The organism is uncultured Citricoccus sp. (assembly GCF_937871995.1).
Lineage (GTDB): Bacteria > Actinomycetota > Actinomycetes > Actinomycetales > Micrococcaceae > Citricoccus.
In genome coordinates, this window is the sequence record NZ_CALMQR010000036.1 from 1 (window position 1) to 16,703 (window position 16,703).

The 16,703-nt window shown below is 65.9% G+C and carries 15 protein-coding genes and 1 tRNA gene; 9 read left to right on the plus strand and 7 right to left on the minus strand.

Annotated features, from left to right (window positions below):
- Positions 1-96: 96 nt before the first annotated feature.
- A tRNA-Met gene (locus tag Q0283_RS03335) sits at positions 97-170 on the minus strand.
- A gap of 723 nt (positions 171-893) precedes the next feature.
- Between Q0283_RS03335 and Q0283_RS03340 the strand changes: the two genes are divergently transcribed.
- Positions 894-2,069, plus strand: a complete 1,176-nt coding sequence (locus Q0283_RS03340) for a M14 family zinc carboxypeptidase (protein ID WP_183525390.1) — start codon at positions 894-896, stop codon at positions 2,067-2,069.
- A 186-nt stretch (positions 2,070-2,255) separates the two neighbouring features.
- Here the strand turns inward: Q0283_RS03340 and Q0283_RS03345 are convergent, their stop codons facing one another.
- Positions 2,256-2,612, minus strand: coding sequence for a DUF1622 domain-containing protein (locus tag Q0283_RS03345; protein ID WP_183525393.1), 357 nt, complete (start codon positions 2,610-2,612; stop codon positions 2,256-2,258).
- Positions 2,613-2,847: 235 nt separating this feature from the next.
- Between Q0283_RS03345 and Q0283_RS03350 the strand changes: the two genes are divergently transcribed.
- The 4 genes from Q0283_RS03350 (at position 2,848) to Q0283_RS03365 (ending at position 6,084) form a co-directional block, all read left to right on the plus strand.
- Entirely contained in the window at positions 2,848-3,240 is a 393-nt protein-coding gene (locus Q0283_RS03350) for a nuclear transport factor 2 family protein (protein WP_183525396.1), read from the plus strand.
- A gap of 118 nt (positions 3,241-3,358) precedes the next feature.
- Positions 3,359-4,300, plus strand: a complete 942-nt coding sequence (locus Q0283_RS03355; protein ID WP_298042926.1) for a DUF1963 domain-containing protein — start codon at positions 3,359-3,361, stop codon at positions 4,298-4,300.
- A gap of 345 nt (positions 4,301-4,645) precedes the next feature.
- Positions 4,646-5,563: a hypothetical protein gene (locus tag Q0283_RS03360; RefSeq protein WP_183525402.1), complete on the plus strand. Its 918-nt coding sequence runs from the start codon at positions 4,646-4,648 to the stop codon at positions 5,561-5,563.
- 140 nt (positions 5,564-5,703) lie between these two features.
- On the plus strand, positions 5,704-6,084 hold the full coding sequence (locus Q0283_RS03365) for a hypothetical protein (protein ID WP_183525405.1): 381 nt from the start codon (positions 5,704-5,706) through the stop codon (positions 6,082-6,084).
- 187 nt (positions 6,085-6,271) lie between these two features.
- On the opposite strand, the gene Q0283_RS03370 is transcribed toward Q0283_RS03365, so the two are convergent.
- From Q0283_RS03370 to Q0283_RS03380, 3 genes are all read right to left on the minus strand, one after another.
- Entirely contained in the window at positions 6,272-6,601 is a 330-nt protein-coding gene (locus Q0283_RS03370; protein ID WP_183525408.1) for a transcriptional regulator, read from the minus strand.
- On the minus strand, positions 6,591-7,067 hold the full coding sequence (locus tag Q0283_RS03375; RefSeq protein WP_183525410.1) for a hypothetical protein: 477 nt from the start codon (positions 7,065-7,067) through the stop codon (positions 6,591-6,593). The genes Q0283_RS03370 and Q0283_RS03375 overlap by 11 nt, the downstream gene beginning before the upstream one ends.
- A gap of 542 nt (positions 7,068-7,609) precedes the next feature.
- Positions 7,610-9,217, minus strand: coding sequence for an S-layer homology domain-containing protein (locus Q0283_RS03380; RefSeq protein WP_298042931.1), 1,608 nt, complete (start codon positions 9,215-9,217; stop codon positions 7,610-7,612).
- A gap of 555 nt (positions 9,218-9,772) precedes the next feature.
- On the opposite strand from Q0283_RS03380, the gene Q0283_RS03385 reads away from it, so the two are divergent.
- Positions 9,773-10,315, plus strand: a complete 543-nt coding sequence (locus tag Q0283_RS03385) for a DUF3592 domain-containing protein (protein WP_183525415.1) — start codon at positions 9,773-9,775, stop codon at positions 10,313-10,315.
- Positions 10,316-10,773: 458 nt separating this feature from the next.
- Here Q0283_RS03385 and Q0283_RS03390 read toward each other — a convergent pair whose 3' ends face one another.
- Entirely contained in the window at positions 10,774-12,213 is a 1,440-nt protein-coding gene (locus tag Q0283_RS03390; protein ID WP_298042933.1) for an FAD-binding oxidoreductase, read from the minus strand.
- 728 nt (positions 12,214-12,941) lie between these two features.
- Between Q0283_RS03390 and Q0283_RS03395 the strand changes: the two genes are divergently transcribed.
- The 3 genes from Q0283_RS03395 (at position 12,942) to Q0283_RS03405 (ending at position 15,670) form a co-directional block, all read left to right on the plus strand.
- Positions 12,942-14,654: an FAD-dependent oxidoreductase gene (locus Q0283_RS03395; RefSeq protein ID WP_298042936.1), complete on the plus strand. Its 1,713-nt coding sequence runs from the start codon at positions 12,942-12,944 to the stop codon at positions 14,652-14,654.
- A 344-nt stretch (positions 14,655-14,998) separates the two neighbouring features.
- Positions 14,999-15,463 (plus strand): hypothetical protein, encoded by a 465-nt coding sequence (locus tag Q0283_RS03400; RefSeq protein WP_183528618.1) that lies wholly within the window; start codon positions 14,999-15,001, stop codon positions 15,461-15,463.
- A complete protein-coding gene (locus Q0283_RS03405; protein WP_183525424.1) occupies positions 15,464-15,670 on the plus strand; it encodes a helix-turn-helix transcriptional regulator in 207 nt (68 codons plus the stop codon).
- 159 nt (positions 15,671-15,829) lie between these two features.
- Here the strand turns inward: Q0283_RS03405 and Q0283_RS03410 are convergent, their stop codons facing one another.
- The gene (locus tag Q0283_RS03410) at positions 15,830-16,402 is read right to left on the minus strand and encodes a CAP domain-containing protein (protein ID WP_298042941.1); all 573 of its coding nucleotides are present in this window, start codon (positions 16,400-16,402) and stop codon (positions 15,830-15,832) included.
- Between the last annotated feature and the right edge of the window lie 301 nt (positions 16,403-16,703).

Here is a 16,703-nt window from a genome sequence, read left to right on the forward strand (position 1 = left end):
CACGACACCCGGACGTGGACGGGGAGGATGGCCACGGGGCCGGATACGGCGAGGAAACACGAAGACCCCGGCCCTGAGGGGCCGGGGTCTTCTTCGTTGCGGGGGCAAGATTTGAACTTGCGACCTCCGGGTTATGAGCCCGGCGAGCTACCGAACTGCTCCACCCCGCGTCGGAACACCCAACACTACAGGTCCATCGCCCGTCTCCCAACTCGAGCTGCCTCGCGTGCCGCCGGACGTGCCGGCGTGGCCCCGCGGAATCGAGGACATGCCGGGATTGGAGGGGGGGATTCCCGGCATGTCCTCGACCGATATCGAATCTAGGCCCGGACCGCGCTCGCAGGCCCCGGGGCCTGTACCCCAGGGCTACCTGACTTGCCCCGATGCGCCGCACGGCGATCACTCGTACTCGAAGCGGTCACGCGACGTCTCCGGCGAACTCGTCCAGGGCTTCCGCCCGCTCGGGGTGGCCCTCGGCGTGGAGATGGGCGGTGCAGGCTGATCACGGTCAGCGAGAAGACGGCACCGACGGTCGTGATCATGGCCCCCGCGACCGTCGACAACAGCGACGTGCCCGCATTGCTGCTCATGGCCAGCGTGAACGGCGTTCGGCCCTGCTCCGAGGCCGCCCTGTCATCGTGCCGCCCGGACACGGTCACGGGGACCGTGCATGCTGGCCGCTGCCCGCAGATAGATCATCAGGTATGCGGGGGTCGAATGGACCTCACCCGCCGTTCGGGGCGTCCGACGAGCAGTCAGTCCACGGTTCAGGCCGTCACCTTGAGGTGACATGGGACACATCTACACTGCGGGAGGGCCTCGTTCATCGACGATCGTGGCCCTGACCAGTACGTATGTCGCCGTGACACCACGGAAGAATCCTCAGGAGGGTCATGCAGTCCACCCCACGATCCACACGGCGCGGCCGCCTTGCGGCCGTCGTGACCGCGGCGTCTTTGGCGCTCGCGGTGCCGGCCGGCGTCGCACCCGCGATGGCGGACGCGAATTTCCCCTCGCCCACGGGCGAGACCACCATCTCCAGCATCCTGACCCCTGCGGATGTCGAGAAGGAGCTGAAGAAGCTGGAGCAGACCTCACGCTTCGCCGTGGACGTCTTCACCCTCGCCGAGGCCGGGACGTCCGTGAACACCTCCGAACAGGGCCGCGACCTCTACGTCGCCACCGTGGGAACGGGGCCGGAGGACGTCTGGCTCCAAGGACGGATCCACGGCAACGAACCCTATGGCACCGATTCCCTGCTGACCCTCCTCAAGGACCTGGGGACGAACGGGTCATCGGACTACGACCTCCTGCGCGAGAAGTACACCTTCCACATCATCCCGATGTACAACCCGGACGGCGCCGAGGCGAACATCCGCCATACGCTCCTGTGGGATGACGTGACCGGATCCCCCGAGCCCGGTGGGAACGGGCGTGAACAGCGCGTCGACCTCAACCGGGACTGGACCGCGAACGGCTTCGCCGCGAAGGAGTCCCTGGCCTTCTACGAGTACTGGACCATGGTGGACCCGGCCTTCGGGGTGGACATCCATCACCAGGGCCTGAAGAAGGAATGGGGAACAGGCGATGACGTGACCCTGTCTCTCGGCATCTCCCTGGCACCCGGCGGGCCCACCTTGCCCGGGCTTGAAGGAGGGGCCTACGACGTCCTGACCCGGCAGATGCTCGTGCACGTCTACGACCAGCTCTCGAAGTACGGATCCATCAACATGGACCGCTATCAGGTGGGCAACGGGATGGAGATCGACATCAAGGGCGGTGTCGTCTCGGCCATGATGCTCGGTCTGGACTACCAGGGGTTGAACCCCGAAGGGCACACCAACCCGGTCGTGTTCTTCGAGACGAGCGGCAACACCTCCGACGGCAGCCTGGGACAGAAGGCCCGTGGCAAGTCGGTCCGACAGAACGTGCTGGCACTGAAGGAACTCCTGCTCGGGATGGCCACGGGAGAGGTGCAGCACGAGGATCCGGAACGGTGGGAGGAGATCCCGCACCAGCCGGTGACCGGATACCAGACGGACTACGCCGGCAACATTCCGGTCCAGTAGGCAGGGCCCGGGACCAGGGGTCCTCCTGCCGTGCGGCGGGAGGACCCCTGGTCGTGGTGGCATCGCCGCCCGTGCCGGGAATCAGCGCTCGCCGGCACCGGCACGGTCCTGCGTGTCTGTCGCGGGGACCACGGTCAGGCGGGGGAGGGGGAGGAAACGAGCCAACGGCACCGGGGCCGGCCGTGCCTATGTCTCCAGGGGTTTCTTCTGCCAGGGCCACCGGCCGGTGATCTCGAGCTCGAGGGAGAAGCTCAGGAAGGTGCGGATCAGGACGATCAGCGCCAGCACGCCGACCGAGGCGAAGGTGGGCGTGACGGCCACGGTCCGGATGATGTCCGCGGCCACGAGCAGTTCCAGCCCCAGCAGGATGGACCGCCCCAGGCGTCGTCGATACTGGTGATAGACGTCTGTCCGATCCGGCCCCTTGCCGAGCAGCGCCCCGGCGGCGATGAAGCTCGCCACGGCGATGCCCACCACGATCGCCACCACTCCGGCGATGTCCACCGCCTTGCCCACTGCCTCCATGGCGCCCTGGAACTCCACGGACGTCTCCCTTCCCCGCCGTCCCACGCCTGTGCCTGCGCACTCGACGCCGTGCCGGTCCGGTGGCGAGCACCCACCGTGAGCGACGAGATTACACGGGGTCCCGGGTGCAGCGGATAGTCCTGGCGCGCGGTTCACCCAGCGGAGCACCGGGCTCCTGGACCTCGACCGGGGGTGGGGGCCGGGAATACTCTCAAGCCGTCCGGACACGACCGGCGAAGGAGAGGTGTTGGGCATGGGAGCGGTTGAAGACGCCGAACTGGTTCGGCGCGGCTACGAGGCCTTCAGCGCAGGGGATCTTGGGGCCCTCGGCGAATTGTTCGGCGAGGACGCGGTCTGGCACGTCCCCGGACAGGGTGCGCTATCAGGGGCCAAGCGAGGACGAGAGGCCATCCTGGCGTTCTTCCGAGAGCTGGGTGAGCGGTCCCAAGGGTCCCTGCGGGTGACGGTCCGGGACATCATCGGCGGGGAGACCCATACGGTGGGGATCCACCACAGTCATGCGGTCAGGAATGGCAAGACCCTGGATCAGGACACGGTCACCGTGTTCGTCCTGCGGGACGGCAAGGTCATCGAGTGCCGGGAGTTCCTGGAGGACACCGCCGCATCCGACACATTCTGGGCCTGAGCCCGGCCGCGGCCGGAACTCGTCATGGGTACGGCTGCACTCGATCGGGGCCGTCTCAGCGGTCGACGACTTCCTCAGGGCAGCGACCACGCACATTCAGAACCCTAGGAGCTACCGTTTGACTCTCTCACCCGAGTCCTTCCCGCCCATCCACGGGACCTACCCGGCCGCTCTCGACTGGCTCCGGGAGCAGGATGGGACGCAATGGCAGGACCGCCTGCTCTACTCGCCAACCTTCAGCGAGCAGAGCTTCGAACCTGGAGAGGAGGAGCTGCGCGACGTCTGGCCGACTGGAGCTCAGGTCTGCTGGTTCGGTGGGCCGACCGTGGACGTGGGCGCTTGGCCGCACGCGGCAGACGGCACCCCGCTGTCGCACGTGGCGACCATCGACCTGGCTGGTTTGGACGGGGCCATCGACCGCGCCGGGAAGGCCACCTGGCCAGCAGGGCAGCTCCAGGAAGGGTTGCCGCGGATGGGCATCCTGCAGGTCTTCCACGATCTGCGGACCTTCGGGTATGACCCCGGTGATCAGGCCCGAGGCGCCTGGGCTGTCATCGTGACGCAAGTTCCCGCGTACCCGACGGGCGGTCAGTCCCATGATCCGACGGGCACACGCCCAGCCCTGATCGAGGCCCCCGGGCCCGGAAACACTCCACACCAGGTCTGCCAGCTGGCCTTGCCGTTCTCCAGTTTCGCCCTGCCCTCGCCCCTCGACCTCTCCCCCCAGAACGCCGGTGACGTCGACCGGCTCGAGGAACTCACCCAGGCCCTGCAACGGGCGTGGATCACCCAGCGAGGCATCGGCGGGGACTACGCGATCCCCACCACCCACGCCTACGGCTACAGCTCCCGGGGCCACCACACCGCCACCCTGGACATCCTGCCCGAGGTCCTGCCGCTTACTGGCGGCGACGAATACCGGCTCATCCTGGAGATCGAGAGCTGGACCGTGCTGGAGGGCTGGTTCGGGGACGCCGGCAGCCTGGAGGTGTGGATGCGCCAGTCCGACCTGGACGCTGGTGCCTTCGAGAAGGCCTGGTGCCTCATCCGCACCGACTGACCACCCTGATGGCGGGTGCCAGCAGCTGACACTGTCGGCGCCTTCTCCACGGCCCTGCGTGAACGGCAGGGCCCCCACCCTGGGATGTCCCCGTCGGGCACTCCGGAGGCGGTTATGATGCCTGCATCACACGCGCAGGCGCCATAAGCGCCGCCTGACTTGCAGGGGAACCACTTGGCCTCATCATGGGGTCGCGCCATCGCGACCATCGCAACCGTCTCATCGCTCGTACTCGGCACGGCGGCGGGGGCTTCGGCCGCTCCGTCTTCGTCGCCCGCAAGCACCGCCGCAGTCGCCACCGGTTTCGTGGCGGCGTCCACCTCCACCCCACGCGTCACTCTCCAGATGATCGCGAGCCCGATCGTGAAGGTCGGGGGCCGCGCCACGGTTCGTCCCTCGGCCGTCGCGGGCGCCGGTGCCTCCGTGACCGCGCAGACGCTCACGGTCAAGCAAGGCACCAAGACGCTCGTCTCCGGCAAGGCCAGCGCCTCGCTCAAGGCCGGCACCTATTCGGTCACCACCCGGGTCACCTACAAGGTCGGGTCCGTCTCGAAGACGGCCAGCAGGACCCAGGCGCTGGTGGTGCGCGAGGCCGTCACCGTCAAGACCATCCCCGCCAAGACCGCACCACGCGGTGGCACGGTCACCGTGGCGCCCAACGTATCCCTCGCCTCGGGAGCCCGACTGGTGTCCAAGACGCTGACCGTCAAGCAAGGATCCAAGACGCTCGTCTCTGCCAAGCCCACTGCTCGCTTGAAGGCTGGGAAATACAGTGCCACCACGACGGTGAAGTACCAGGTCCCCGTCACCACGACGACCACCGTGAAGAGCACCACCAGGAAACTGGTGTCCGACGGTGATAGCGCGGTGGCCATGACGTGCACGGTGGCCAAGGTCTGGCCGGTGGAATCCGATGTCGACCCGTTCCTTGGCCGCGTGGATATCGAGTTCATCGACCTTAAGTGCACCGGCGCTTTCGACGGATCCTATGAGGCCCTCGCAGCCCGCTTCCCCGACACCGCCTCGAACCGGGCCAACGACTTGGCCAACGAGGTGCTGTGGCTGGAGGACACCGTGTCCGAGGGGGCCGTGAAACCGGTCCCGGGGTCGACCGCCAAGGTCACGCTCTACCCGTACGTAGAGTCCGTCAGGGACTACCTGTACACGTCGACGACGACCTCCAAGCAGGTCACCAAGACGTCCTGGTCTCCGGTCCACACCACGAGCAGGGCACAGTCGCTGACCATCACGGCCGGCAGGTAACCACCCGGCACCTCGGCGAGGGGGGGGCCGGTTCCTGGGCACGACCAGGGACGGGTCCTCCCTGTTCCTTCGCCATCGGGCAGCGTCCCACGTCGCGGTCCATGGCACCGAACCACCCCGTGGTGTCGTACGGTGACGAGATGAAGGCACGTCGTCAACGCATGGCCGGGGATCCCTTCACCTCGCTCGAGCGCGTTCTCCTGGAGCTGCTCTGCGGTGGCGATGATCCGCACCGCGTGCCGGTGCGCGAGCAGCTCCGGTCTGCCCGGTGGGGAGGCTACGAGTTCGAGGACTGCGACTGCTTCCGCCTCTCCGTCGCCGAGCTGCCACCGTCTACTCGCATCCATCATGAGGGCGGCCCGTTCTCCGTCCTCGAGGTCCGGCGCCGGGGGGAGTGTCTGGGACTCGTGGAACTGTGGGTGATCGATGGATATCTCCACTCCGTGAACTACATGTCCCTTGCCGATGATCACGACACACTTCCTGGCCCTGCGGAGTTCGATCTCCAGCTCGTGGACTGAGGGCGCGTGGGAGATGTCTCGAACACGTCGACGCTCTGCTGACGGACCACGCGATGGTCGAGACAACCCGTGCGGCCCGCCTGGTGCCGCCCCCCGTCGCCGCTCGTTGTGCACGGGTCGATCGTGCGTCACCAGCATGGCGGGCTCTCCGCCCCAGGCTGGGGGATCCTCAGGCGGCGGGTCGGCTTCACGGGGGGTCGGCTGATGTGGTGGAGAGCCCGGCTGCGATCCGCCTAAGTTCTTCCATGTGCGCGTCGAAGGCTTGCCTGCCGGTCCGCGTCTGCCTGATCCAGGTGAGGCGCCGCGCATCGGCGCGGTTCGGTGATGGACTCTTGGTCATCGATATGTAATCCGCGTCGAGGAGCACTCTGAGATGCTTGGACAACGTGGCGTCGGTGGTGCCCAGGGTGTCGCGCAGTACTGCGAAGTCGATCTCCTCGAGGTGGCGAAGAACCCCGCAGATGCGAAGACGGAGAGGGGCGTGGATGGTGTCGTCGAAAGCGGCTTCAGCGGCCATGACCCAGGTCCTCTCGGTACAGGCGATCGAACCATCGGCCGCCGAACAGGACCACCACGAAGCACGCTGATGCCGGTGCCAGCACCCACCACGCGCTCAGCGACGCCACCAGGCCATAGGACGTGCTCAGCAACACCAGGGTCACCACGAGCAGGGCCGTCAGCACCGCACCGGCCCGGACGCGTATGCGCCCCACCCGAACTCCGGACAGCCGCTGGTAGGCGATCAGCACGACGATGGTGCCGACGATGAGACCTCCCACCACGGCGTTGCGTGGCTCGCTCGACCGGACGGCTGGTGTGGCCACGTAACCGGCGACGATCAGGGCCACGAGCGGGTAGAGCCACCCGGGCGCCGCGAGCCGCTCTGCCAGGGCCGCTCGATCGGACTCCAGGTCATGCAGGAGCCGTTGCGCCTGGATGCTGGAGGGTCGAGCGGTGGGTTCGGCGGAGGCATTGTTTTCCATATCTGCAAGTGAATCAGTTTCCTCATTGGCAAGTCAATTGCGGGGTGCGGCGTCGTCCTCCCGCCGCGGTGCGACGCAACTCCACGTCCACCGGTTGGCCGGGGAACGACGTCAAGCCTCTGCCGGTCTCCACGTACGCCTGGACGCACTCGATCAGGGCGAACCACACTCCGGAGACCTCATCCCCTCAGCCCGGGCTTAGGAGTTCTCCTCCGCAGTAGGACAGGCGCAGCAGCCCCTCGCTACCGTAGGGGTGTCTCGTCCGTCGCTCGCGCCACACTCGCGCTGCCCGTTGCGGTTCGGCATACATGCTCACCAGACACCGCTCCGGCTGGGAGACGACGTCCTCCACCTCCTCCACCGCGTCCGGGAGCAGGATCAACGCTTCGGACTCCACGGCAGGCCGACGGTCCTCACGCAGCAGCATTCCTTTCATCAGGGGCCCGCACGACCCTTCGGGGCGTTGGGAGGTGCAAACGGCACAAGCCGGCCGGTGCCGGTAGGGCGCCGACCGGCCTGTGCCGTGTCACGATGCTGCCGGGTCAGTCGTTGAAGACCGTCTCGACGAACTTGGCCATCTCCCCGCGGGTGATGTCCCGGCTCGGGCGGAAGGTGCCGTCGGTGTAACCGCGGGTGGCACCGGTGGCGTACAGGTAGCTGATCGCCTCGAAGCGGCTGTACGTGGCCGGGATGTCAGCGAACGGGCTTCTGGACGGTGCGTTCCAGTCCTCGCCGGCGTGGTCGGCCAGGTAGATGAACTGCGCGGCCTCGACACGGGAGACCGGCTGGCTGGGCTTGAAGGTGCCGTCGGCGTAGCCGGCGATGCCCATCGAGCGTAGCCAGGTCGCCGCCGCGTAGTGGGCCGAACGGGGCGTCATGTCCGTGAACGGGCTGGTCTTAGGCGGCAGCCATCGCCGCTCTTGGCGCGCGGTGATGGGATCCAGGTGCTTCTCACCGTAGGCGCGCATCAGGAAGGCCGCCAGTTCCCCGCGGGTGATCTGCCGGTTCACGCCGAAGGCCCCGTTGGACTGGCCGGCAGAGATGCCCTCGCAGCCCAGCCACTGGATGGGCCCGAAGAACGCCCCTCCGGGACGGATGTCCGAGAAGGACACCGGGCACAGGTCCCCGTGGGCCACCGGGGCCCAGGGGCGTTCGAAGGAGGCGGTGGCCTCGGCCAGTTCGACGGTCTCCGACAGTCGGTGGTATTCCCCGTCGAGGTTGACGGTGGTCCGGCCCGCGACCGACTCCCCGGGGGTGAGGCCCGAAGTGTCCCGGGCATCCACGGTGAATCGCTCGTTCCCGGCCAGGCCGCCGTCGAGGCGGGCTCGCACCACGCCCTGGGCGCAGGAGACCCGGCCAGTCCGCCAGTCCTCGGTGCCCTCTCCGGCGGAAGATCCCATCCACTCCACGTCGCTGCACTGACCGGGGATGTCCAGGGTGAGCGACACGGACTCGGCCGGGCCCTCGGGGGTGATCGAGTACCACTCGACGGAGCCGTCCCAGAGCAGGTCGGGGCGCAGCTGCGGCTCGGCCGCATCAAGGGTGTCTAGGCCGCCGCGGCCCAGGGTGACCTTGTCGGTGAACCGGTTGCCGAATGCGTCGCTGCCCGTGAAGGACTTCGTCAGGGACCTGTCTTCCCAGTAGTACGGCGGGATCTGAACCGGCAGTTCTACCGTGCCACAACCACCCTTCGAGGTCGCCGGTCCTGAGATCGGATACAAGGAGATCATCGCCTGCGACAGCGGCACCTCGGTCTCCAGCGGGGCGGCCTGCATCTCCACCCGGAACGTGTTCTTCCCGGTGGCGTCCCCGACGGTCATGCCCGTGTAGAACATGAAGCGGTCGTAGGGGCCTTCGTAGTCGGCGATGGGCGTGGCGGTGTCCAGCCAGATGTCCTCGACGCCCCGGCGGGCGAAGGAGCCCGGGACCAGGCAGAAGTCGACGGCCACCGTCAGGTGGTCGTCCTCGGCGGTGAGCCGGTCCTCGACGATGGAGATGTCCTGGACGTAACCGCCGTAGGGGGCGATGGTCCCGGCCCCGGTGGCGGCATTGGCCGGGATCGCCGACAGCGATGCCGCCACCAGCACGGTGCCGAGCACCGCGGCCGTGGCCGCCTTCCTACTGGAAGCGGGCGGTCGGGGTGCGGGCAATGACGTATGTGTCAATGGAGGGTCCTCTCGGAAGGTGCGTGCGACAGCGATGGCGATGACAGGAAGAACTGCCACTCATTTCCGGCAGGGCGAGGACCTCACCCCAGGGGCCGCGAGGAGCAGCAGGCACACTCAAGCTATCCCGTCGTTGCGTCGAAAACCGCTCTTCGCTAGGCCGAACGGTGCTTCGGGACCGAACCGTGATTGAAGCCTGCTCCCCGGGGCGCCACGGCCGTCAGTAGCGCAACCTCCGGTGTGTCCCTGGGGGGGGGGAGTGGCACGACAGCGCAACCATCCGCGGGGCGTGATTCATGTGCGACCATGTGCGAGAGAATCGTGAGGCTGAACGAGCCATGACTGGAGGGCGGTCTCGACCTCGCGTTGGGCAGACACCCATCCAACCGCTGGGCGGAAAGGATCTGTCTCGTGAACGCACGCCCGAATGACCAGCCTGTCTCACAGTTGCCGATCGAGGACGCTTCCCGACAGGTGTTCGTCCCTCCTCAGGGGTGGACGCGATCCCCCTGCGTCTCGAGGAGCCGTTTCGCCTTTGAGATGAGCAATACGACGAAGTGGTACGTCAATGACGGTCAGGGCAATGGCTACTTCGCCCCGGGCTGGGACAACCAGCGTATAGCCCGCCGAACGGGAATCCTTCGTTGGATTGCGCTGGGCCTGGCGACCCTGATCCTCGGTGTCGGCTGCGTTCACCTCACCCTCGAGTACGGCGAACAGATCCACTACAACCGTCTGAAGAGCGGGGGAATCGAGACCACCGGCGTCGTGGGACGTGTGAGCGTGGAGCATTCAACGCACGTGTCACGGGACTCCGGACGCAGATACATCACGCAGACGACAGCCACCCTGGATTATCCCGTTCATGGCCAGGTCCTGCACGGTGAGATCTCAACCTTCAGCAGCGCCTGGAACTCCTTCGGGTCCACGGCACGGTATCCGGACCCGGCATGGGCCCCGGGAGAACTCCTCACGGTGTACGTCGACCCCGTGAACCCCGGGCGTTTCGTCCTGTTCAATGAGTTCATGGAAGCTGGCGCTGGGCCTTCGACCGCGGCGGACACTCACGAGCCCGCGGCTTAAGTATGGAGACCGTTCCGCCGAAGGTCCTAGAATGCCGACACGCAGCGATGCGGAACATGTGTTCCTCATCCCGGAGGAGGCTCTCGTGGACGTGCGGATCGCAGAAACAGTGATCATGCTGAAAATCGGTGACGGAGTTCTCACCACGTTGTTCCCAGTGGAACATTGCGCGAGATGGGAGTTTGGCCCGTGGGCTCCGATGATGGCGTGGTTCCGAGAGCGTCCAGGACTGACTCGCGCGCTTGGGGTGGCCCAGGTTGTCGGAGCCATAGCAGTTGCCACAACCTTGTCCCGAACACCGGGACCGGCGTGGCGCACATGACTCACCATCGGTTGCCTCAGACCTGATGCTGCTGCTGGTGGTGCTTTCTCTCCTGAGCTCCTCGTCAACAGGTCGGGATGCCCTCCAGTGAACTCCATTGCCCCGTGCCGTGGCATGCTCATGGCCTGTCCCAGAGCTAGGACGGGGTCCCTGCGTTAACGGGAATGACGTTGTGGTTGAGGCGGAAGAGGTTCTCCGGGTCGTAGCGATTCTTCAGGGCCACCAGCCGCTCGTACTTGACGAGTCCATAGGCCCGGCGTGCCGTCTCTGCCGTCTCCTCTGCTCCCGCTAGGGGTTCACCGATGAAGTTGACGTACTGTCCTGCGGCGGCAAAGGGCTGGAGCCGGGCGTGGGCCGTCCGGGCGAACGCGCTGAGCCGCTGGTCCTCGGCCGGGTCGGTCCAGAAGCCGGTGATCTCAACCCAGTACTTCGCCGAGCGATCGGGAAAAGCGGTCGCATCGTCGGGGATCCGGCCGAAGGCTCCGCCCATGGTGTAGATGTTGATCGCGGTCCCGAACCAGGTCATATCCGAGGCCACGTCCACGAGCACCTCACGTGCTGTCTCGTCCAGTCCGGTGATGGGTTGGTTCTTCAGGTAGCTCCGGGAGCCTGGGGGCAACATCTCGTCCATCGCGGACTGCCAGACGGTCCAGGAGGTCGGGGCGGTCTCCTCCGCATCCGGGGCCACGGCCGACCGTAGGCGCTCGATCAACCCCCGGCCGGCGTCGTGGTCTTCGGACGCCCACACACAGCCGAGCACCATCCAGGGTTGCCGGCCCACGCCCAGCTCGGGCGGGAGCACGATGAAGGTGATGCCTGCGTTCATCTCCTCGGGCAGCTCCTGGGCCCACCGGTCGAAGGCACGTAGGGCATCTCGCCAGCGCGCGGGCCTGTAGAAGAGGTTGGCGCACAGGACCTCGGCCGGCAGCGGGTGTGCCCGGAAGGTGAAGGACGACACCACGCCGAAGTTCCCGCCCCCGCCGCGCAGGCCCCAGAACAGCTCCGGGTTCTCCTGCTCACTGGCATGCAGGTGCTCACCGCGGGCGGTGACCAGGTCGGCAGCGACCAGGTTGTCCAGGCTCAGACCGTGGGTCCGGGTCAGCCAGCCGACCCCCCCGCCGAGTGTCAGCCCGGCGACCCCGGTCATGCTGACCTCCCCGAGCGGCACGACCAACCCGTGGGCGGTGGTCGCCCGATCGACGTCCGACAGTCTTGCTCCAGGTGCCACGGTCACCAACCGGCGTTCGACGTCGACCTCCACGCTCCGCAAGACACCCAGGTCCAGCACCAGGCCGTCCTCGACCGTGCCGTGACCGGCGATGCTGTGCCCGCCACCACGCACGGCCAACGCCAGGCCGGTGTTCCGTGCCACCTCGAGCACTGGGGCGATGTCCTGCACGGCGCCTGCCCGGATGACGGCGCGTGGACGCCGATCGATCATCCCGTTCCATACCGCGCGGGCCTCGTCGTAGAGGGGGTCCTGCGGCTCGATCACCGAGCCGACCAGCCGTTTGCCCAGCTCCTGCAGGGCACGGCGTAGGTCCTCCGTCCCGCTGTTGTCCTGCGCTGTATTCATCGGTCTGCTGCTTCCCTGCGTGAGTCGGGTTTCTGGCGATGAGATCCGTCTGTGGAGATCCGGTCGAGACCACCTCGCGATCCTGTGCGCGATGGCGCTGGGGTTTGCCCGGGGGCCAGTCCGGTGAGGCTGTCCCCAAGGGTGCTGCACTAGGACAGCTGGAAAGCGGTGGATTCAGAATAGGAATCACCGATGAGCCCCGACAATAACCGTCTGACCGCCTGAGCCCGCCACGTCGTGTCCGACGGGCTCGAACGGGATTCTTCTGGGTCACCCTGCCGCCATTCGGGACGCCGGTGCCTTCGGGAAGGCCCTGCACCTCGTCTGGACCGACTGATGATGGCGCCGTCAATAGGTAACGGCCCATGGCGCAACGACCGGGGGCAGAAAAGCACGGGACCACGTATGCGTTGAGTGGGATGGAGCAGTCGCTGTACTGATCTCAGTGCTTGACGAGTGCGGACCACCCTATGGATGAGCGAGGGCAGAAAGTACTTTTATGCCGTGAGGATAAGTGCACATCCAACCCCAGTCTGGCGACGGTCGTGAATGACCGGAACGTGTCGTGATAATTGTGCTAAATCGACGCCGAAAATCACTATCACGTCAATTTACACGTGCGCCCGGATCGGAGTATGAGCGGCTGCTAGCACCGAATGGGAGCGAGATCGATGACAGAACGGACCCTGCAGCCTGAACCGGTGTGCGACTCGAAGACGAATCCATCAATGGTGCGTCAGGTCTTACTCGCGTTCCTCGTCTCAGCGGGAACGGTCTTCGGCCTCACCGGCTGTGCAGTCGAAGCGGATGGCGTCGATGTTCCTCGTGAACCAGCGGCGTCCCTGATCTCCGTAGTCCGCTCCGACTTTGATGTCGTGGTCTTCGGTGGGTCACCGTCCGGTGTTGCCGCCGCGGTCACTGCTGCGGAACGGGGTGAGAAGCACGGGCACCGAGTCGCGTTGATCAGCGAGTATCCAACTGTTGGCGGTGCCATCTCCAACGGTCTTGGCGCAGCCGATATCGGGGGGAAGTCCGCGGTGACGGGCTACGCTGACCGCTTCTTCCAGGGGGTGAGGGATACCTACGATGACGCCGGAGCCTGGAACGTCACTCCGAGCGATGCAGAGGAAATCTTCCGGGGGCACCTCAGCGATGCCGGGGTTGAGGTCTTCACGGACGAGACACTTGAATCCGTAGCGAAAAGTGGCGAGCAGATCGACTGCATCACCACCACCCGTTCCCAGTATTGCGGCCCGGTCTTCGTGGACGCGACGTACACCGGCGAACTGGCCGCCGCTGCCGGCGCTCCCCACCGTCTGGGCTACGGCGACTGGTTCGACTACGACGAGCCACGGGCAGAGCGTGTCTGGAAAGTCCTCTCGAAGCTGGAACCCGAGGACGTGTCAGGTGCCGAGGCTGCGTTCGCGGAGAACCCCTACGTCACGACCGGTGTCCCGCCCTCCGCGTCATGGGTCGACGATGCCAGTGACGGTCGTATCTCAATGACCTATCGCCTGTGCGTGACGAAGGACGAGAACAACAGGGTTCCGTTTGCGAAGACAGGCAACTACGAGCGATACGCCGACGGGTGGCGGCGTTGGCAGGGCGGACTGACATGGGGAGTCCAGCTCGCTGGTCACGGCCGAGTTACTGGGCCCGTCCAAATCGTCCCGACCCAGGATGGGAAGTGGGACTTCAACAACGGACACGGATTCGCCAACGTCCCGGCGCCAGACGGGCTGTTCACGGGCGAACGCGACGCCGTATTCGATCAGCTGGAAGACTATCAGCGCAACTGGATGTGGTTCCTTCAGCATGAGACGCCAGAAGGCGTGCGTGAATCCATGGCCGGTTTCGGTTTGTGCGCGGACGAGTTCACGGACAACGAGAACTGGCCGTACGAGCCATACATCCGTGAGGGGCGGCGCATCGTCGGCGAAGAGACGCTGACCATGCACAACATCGACGACCCGGCGCAGCGCGTTGCCGAAGAGAGCATCGCGATCGGCACGTACCACGTCGACAACAAGCCGAGCGAGTACCGCTACTGGGACGGTGTCATGTACCGCGACTGGGCTTCTTACGCGGCCGTTCCCTGGTATGAAGTGCCTCGCGGCGTGATCCACCCGGTCAACCTCGACAACCTGATGGTGACAGTGAATGTCTCGGCGACTCCCCGTGCTCACGGATCGGTACGTATGGAGCCGCAGTACATGGCCATGGGTGAGGCTGCGGGTGCGATCGCGTTCTCATCGCTGCTCACGGCGGTGCCACCGGTTGATGCTGACTGGCAGTCGGTCGACTATGTGCTGCGTATGAACGGCAACGTACGCAAGCTGTCGCTTGTGTGCGAGGGCATGACGACGGCACGTCACCGCATGGCGGCGGGGCTCGACCCAGTGACGTGTGAACCCAGCGCGCTTAAGGGCAACCGAAGATGACCGCAGACGCCTTCCGTCGAGGACGGCGAACATGGCCACGATGCAGTGGCAGATGCAGCCACAGCACTCCACGCGGGGCTTCGGGCGTGTGAGTGCGTAGAACATGGTGACGGTCATGCGGGGGCCGGGCCACCCGCGCAGATCAGTACCATGGCGGGCGCCGGACGGTGAAGAAGTCGCCGATGAGCACCGGGGTGGCGAGGCCCAGGTCATACTTCAACAGGGACAGGGCCCTCACGCGTCCGGACTCTCCTCGAACTAGTAAAGCAGTCTTTACGTCAAGCACGCTTGTCTGTAAGGTGAGCTTGACACGACAGGGTGCGGACGAGGGAAGGGCAGACGGCATGGACACCAACAGGGCGACACGGAGCGCATGGGGACGAGCACGATTCGGCGGCAGCTCGACGACGTTGTTGGTCGTCTCGCTGACCATCGGCGCGCTCATCTCAGCCGGTCTGGGCGGACTCTTCCTAGTCCTGGGCACCACACAGGATCCCATTCTCGCCTTCTCTGTGGTCTTCGTCGTCACCCTCCCGGTCAGTGCAGCGCTGGGCTGGGCGGTGCTGGTGGATCGCTCGACGCTGGCCGGGGCACTCGACAAGCCCGAGGACTCGATCGAGTCGGCCTGGTATGACAAGGCGGCCAGCGGAGCGTTCGGGGACATCCTCATCGTGGGTGGTCTCAGCGCCGGAGGACTCGGCCTGGCGGGGGTTGAAGCACCCCTGACATGGGCGATATCGGCGCTGGTGCTCTTCGCCATGCTCGACCTCGCCGTGCGCTACGTGTGGCTGAAGAGATCGGCGCAGTAGGTGGAGAACGCGCTTCCGGAGCACCGGCAGGCCCGCGGGTGGTCTCAGCAGCGACTGGCTGACGAGCTCGGCGTCTCCCGCCAGACCATCATCTCGATCGAGAAGGGCCGGTATGACCCGTCCCTGCCGGTAGCGTTCCGGCTCGCGAACGTCTTCCAATGCACGATCGAGGACCTCTTCACTCCGCAGAAGGCGCAAGATTCGTGATGCCACCCTCTCGCATCCCCGGGGATGGGAGAGCCCTGATATCTGTCGCCCACCCGTTCAGGACGGACGGGTTGAATAGTCTGAAGTCGCGGATCCCGGTCGAACCGGGACCCGCGACGGGGGCCGATGGCTATCTGGTCGTTCCTTCACGCAGCGCGGTCAGCGCTCGATGAAGACCTGGGTGGTGTACATGTACCCCTTGTTGTCCCTGGGGATTGCCCAGATACCGATCCCGGTGTGGGTGAAATCCGGGTTCAGGATATTGGCGCGGTGCCCTGCGGAGTTCATCCATGCAGTCACCGCCTTCTGGGGGAACCCGTCTACGGCATAGGCTGGTTTGCCGTTCATCTGGCACCAGGTGTTGTAGATGTTCTCGCCGTATGAGGTGAACGAGACGTTTTCGTCCTTGAGCCGGTCAGCGGGGCCTTTGCCGTTGATCACATGGCTGAAGATTCCAGTCCGGGCCATGTTCTGAGAGTGCTTGATGGCAGCGTTGCTGACACCTTGGTCGACCTCGAGGGCCGCAAGGCCGTTTTGCGTCCGCTGCTCATTGACCAGGCGATGGATCTCCCACGCCATGGCGTTCCCGACGTCGCTCGGCGGGGACTGGGCGGTGCAACTGGCGGCCGTCGGCTGAGGGGCGGTCACCGGTCCTGGCGCACTGGTGGCAGGCGCCACGCCGCCGGCGAGCAGGCCCCCCGCAATGATGACGGCAGCGACGCTGCGGTACATGGATACTTTGACCCGTGTGCGTGCACTCGGACGCGAACACGCCGGGTCGTGACGAGGTTGATGGGACATCTCGGTCTTCTTTCACGGGGCGACCGAAGACAGCACACCTCGAGATGACCTGCGGCCTGGTTGACTGAGGCCGGGGGAGTGGAGGACTTGACTGGCTGTTATCAACAGTCTGGTCGGGGGCTGTCTCGCGATCATGAAGGGTTGCCGTGGAGAGTCCAGATCCTGGATTCAACGTCCCCAAGAACGGCCACTTGCCCTAGTGGCCGACCGTCGGTGCAGCAATCACTCTAAG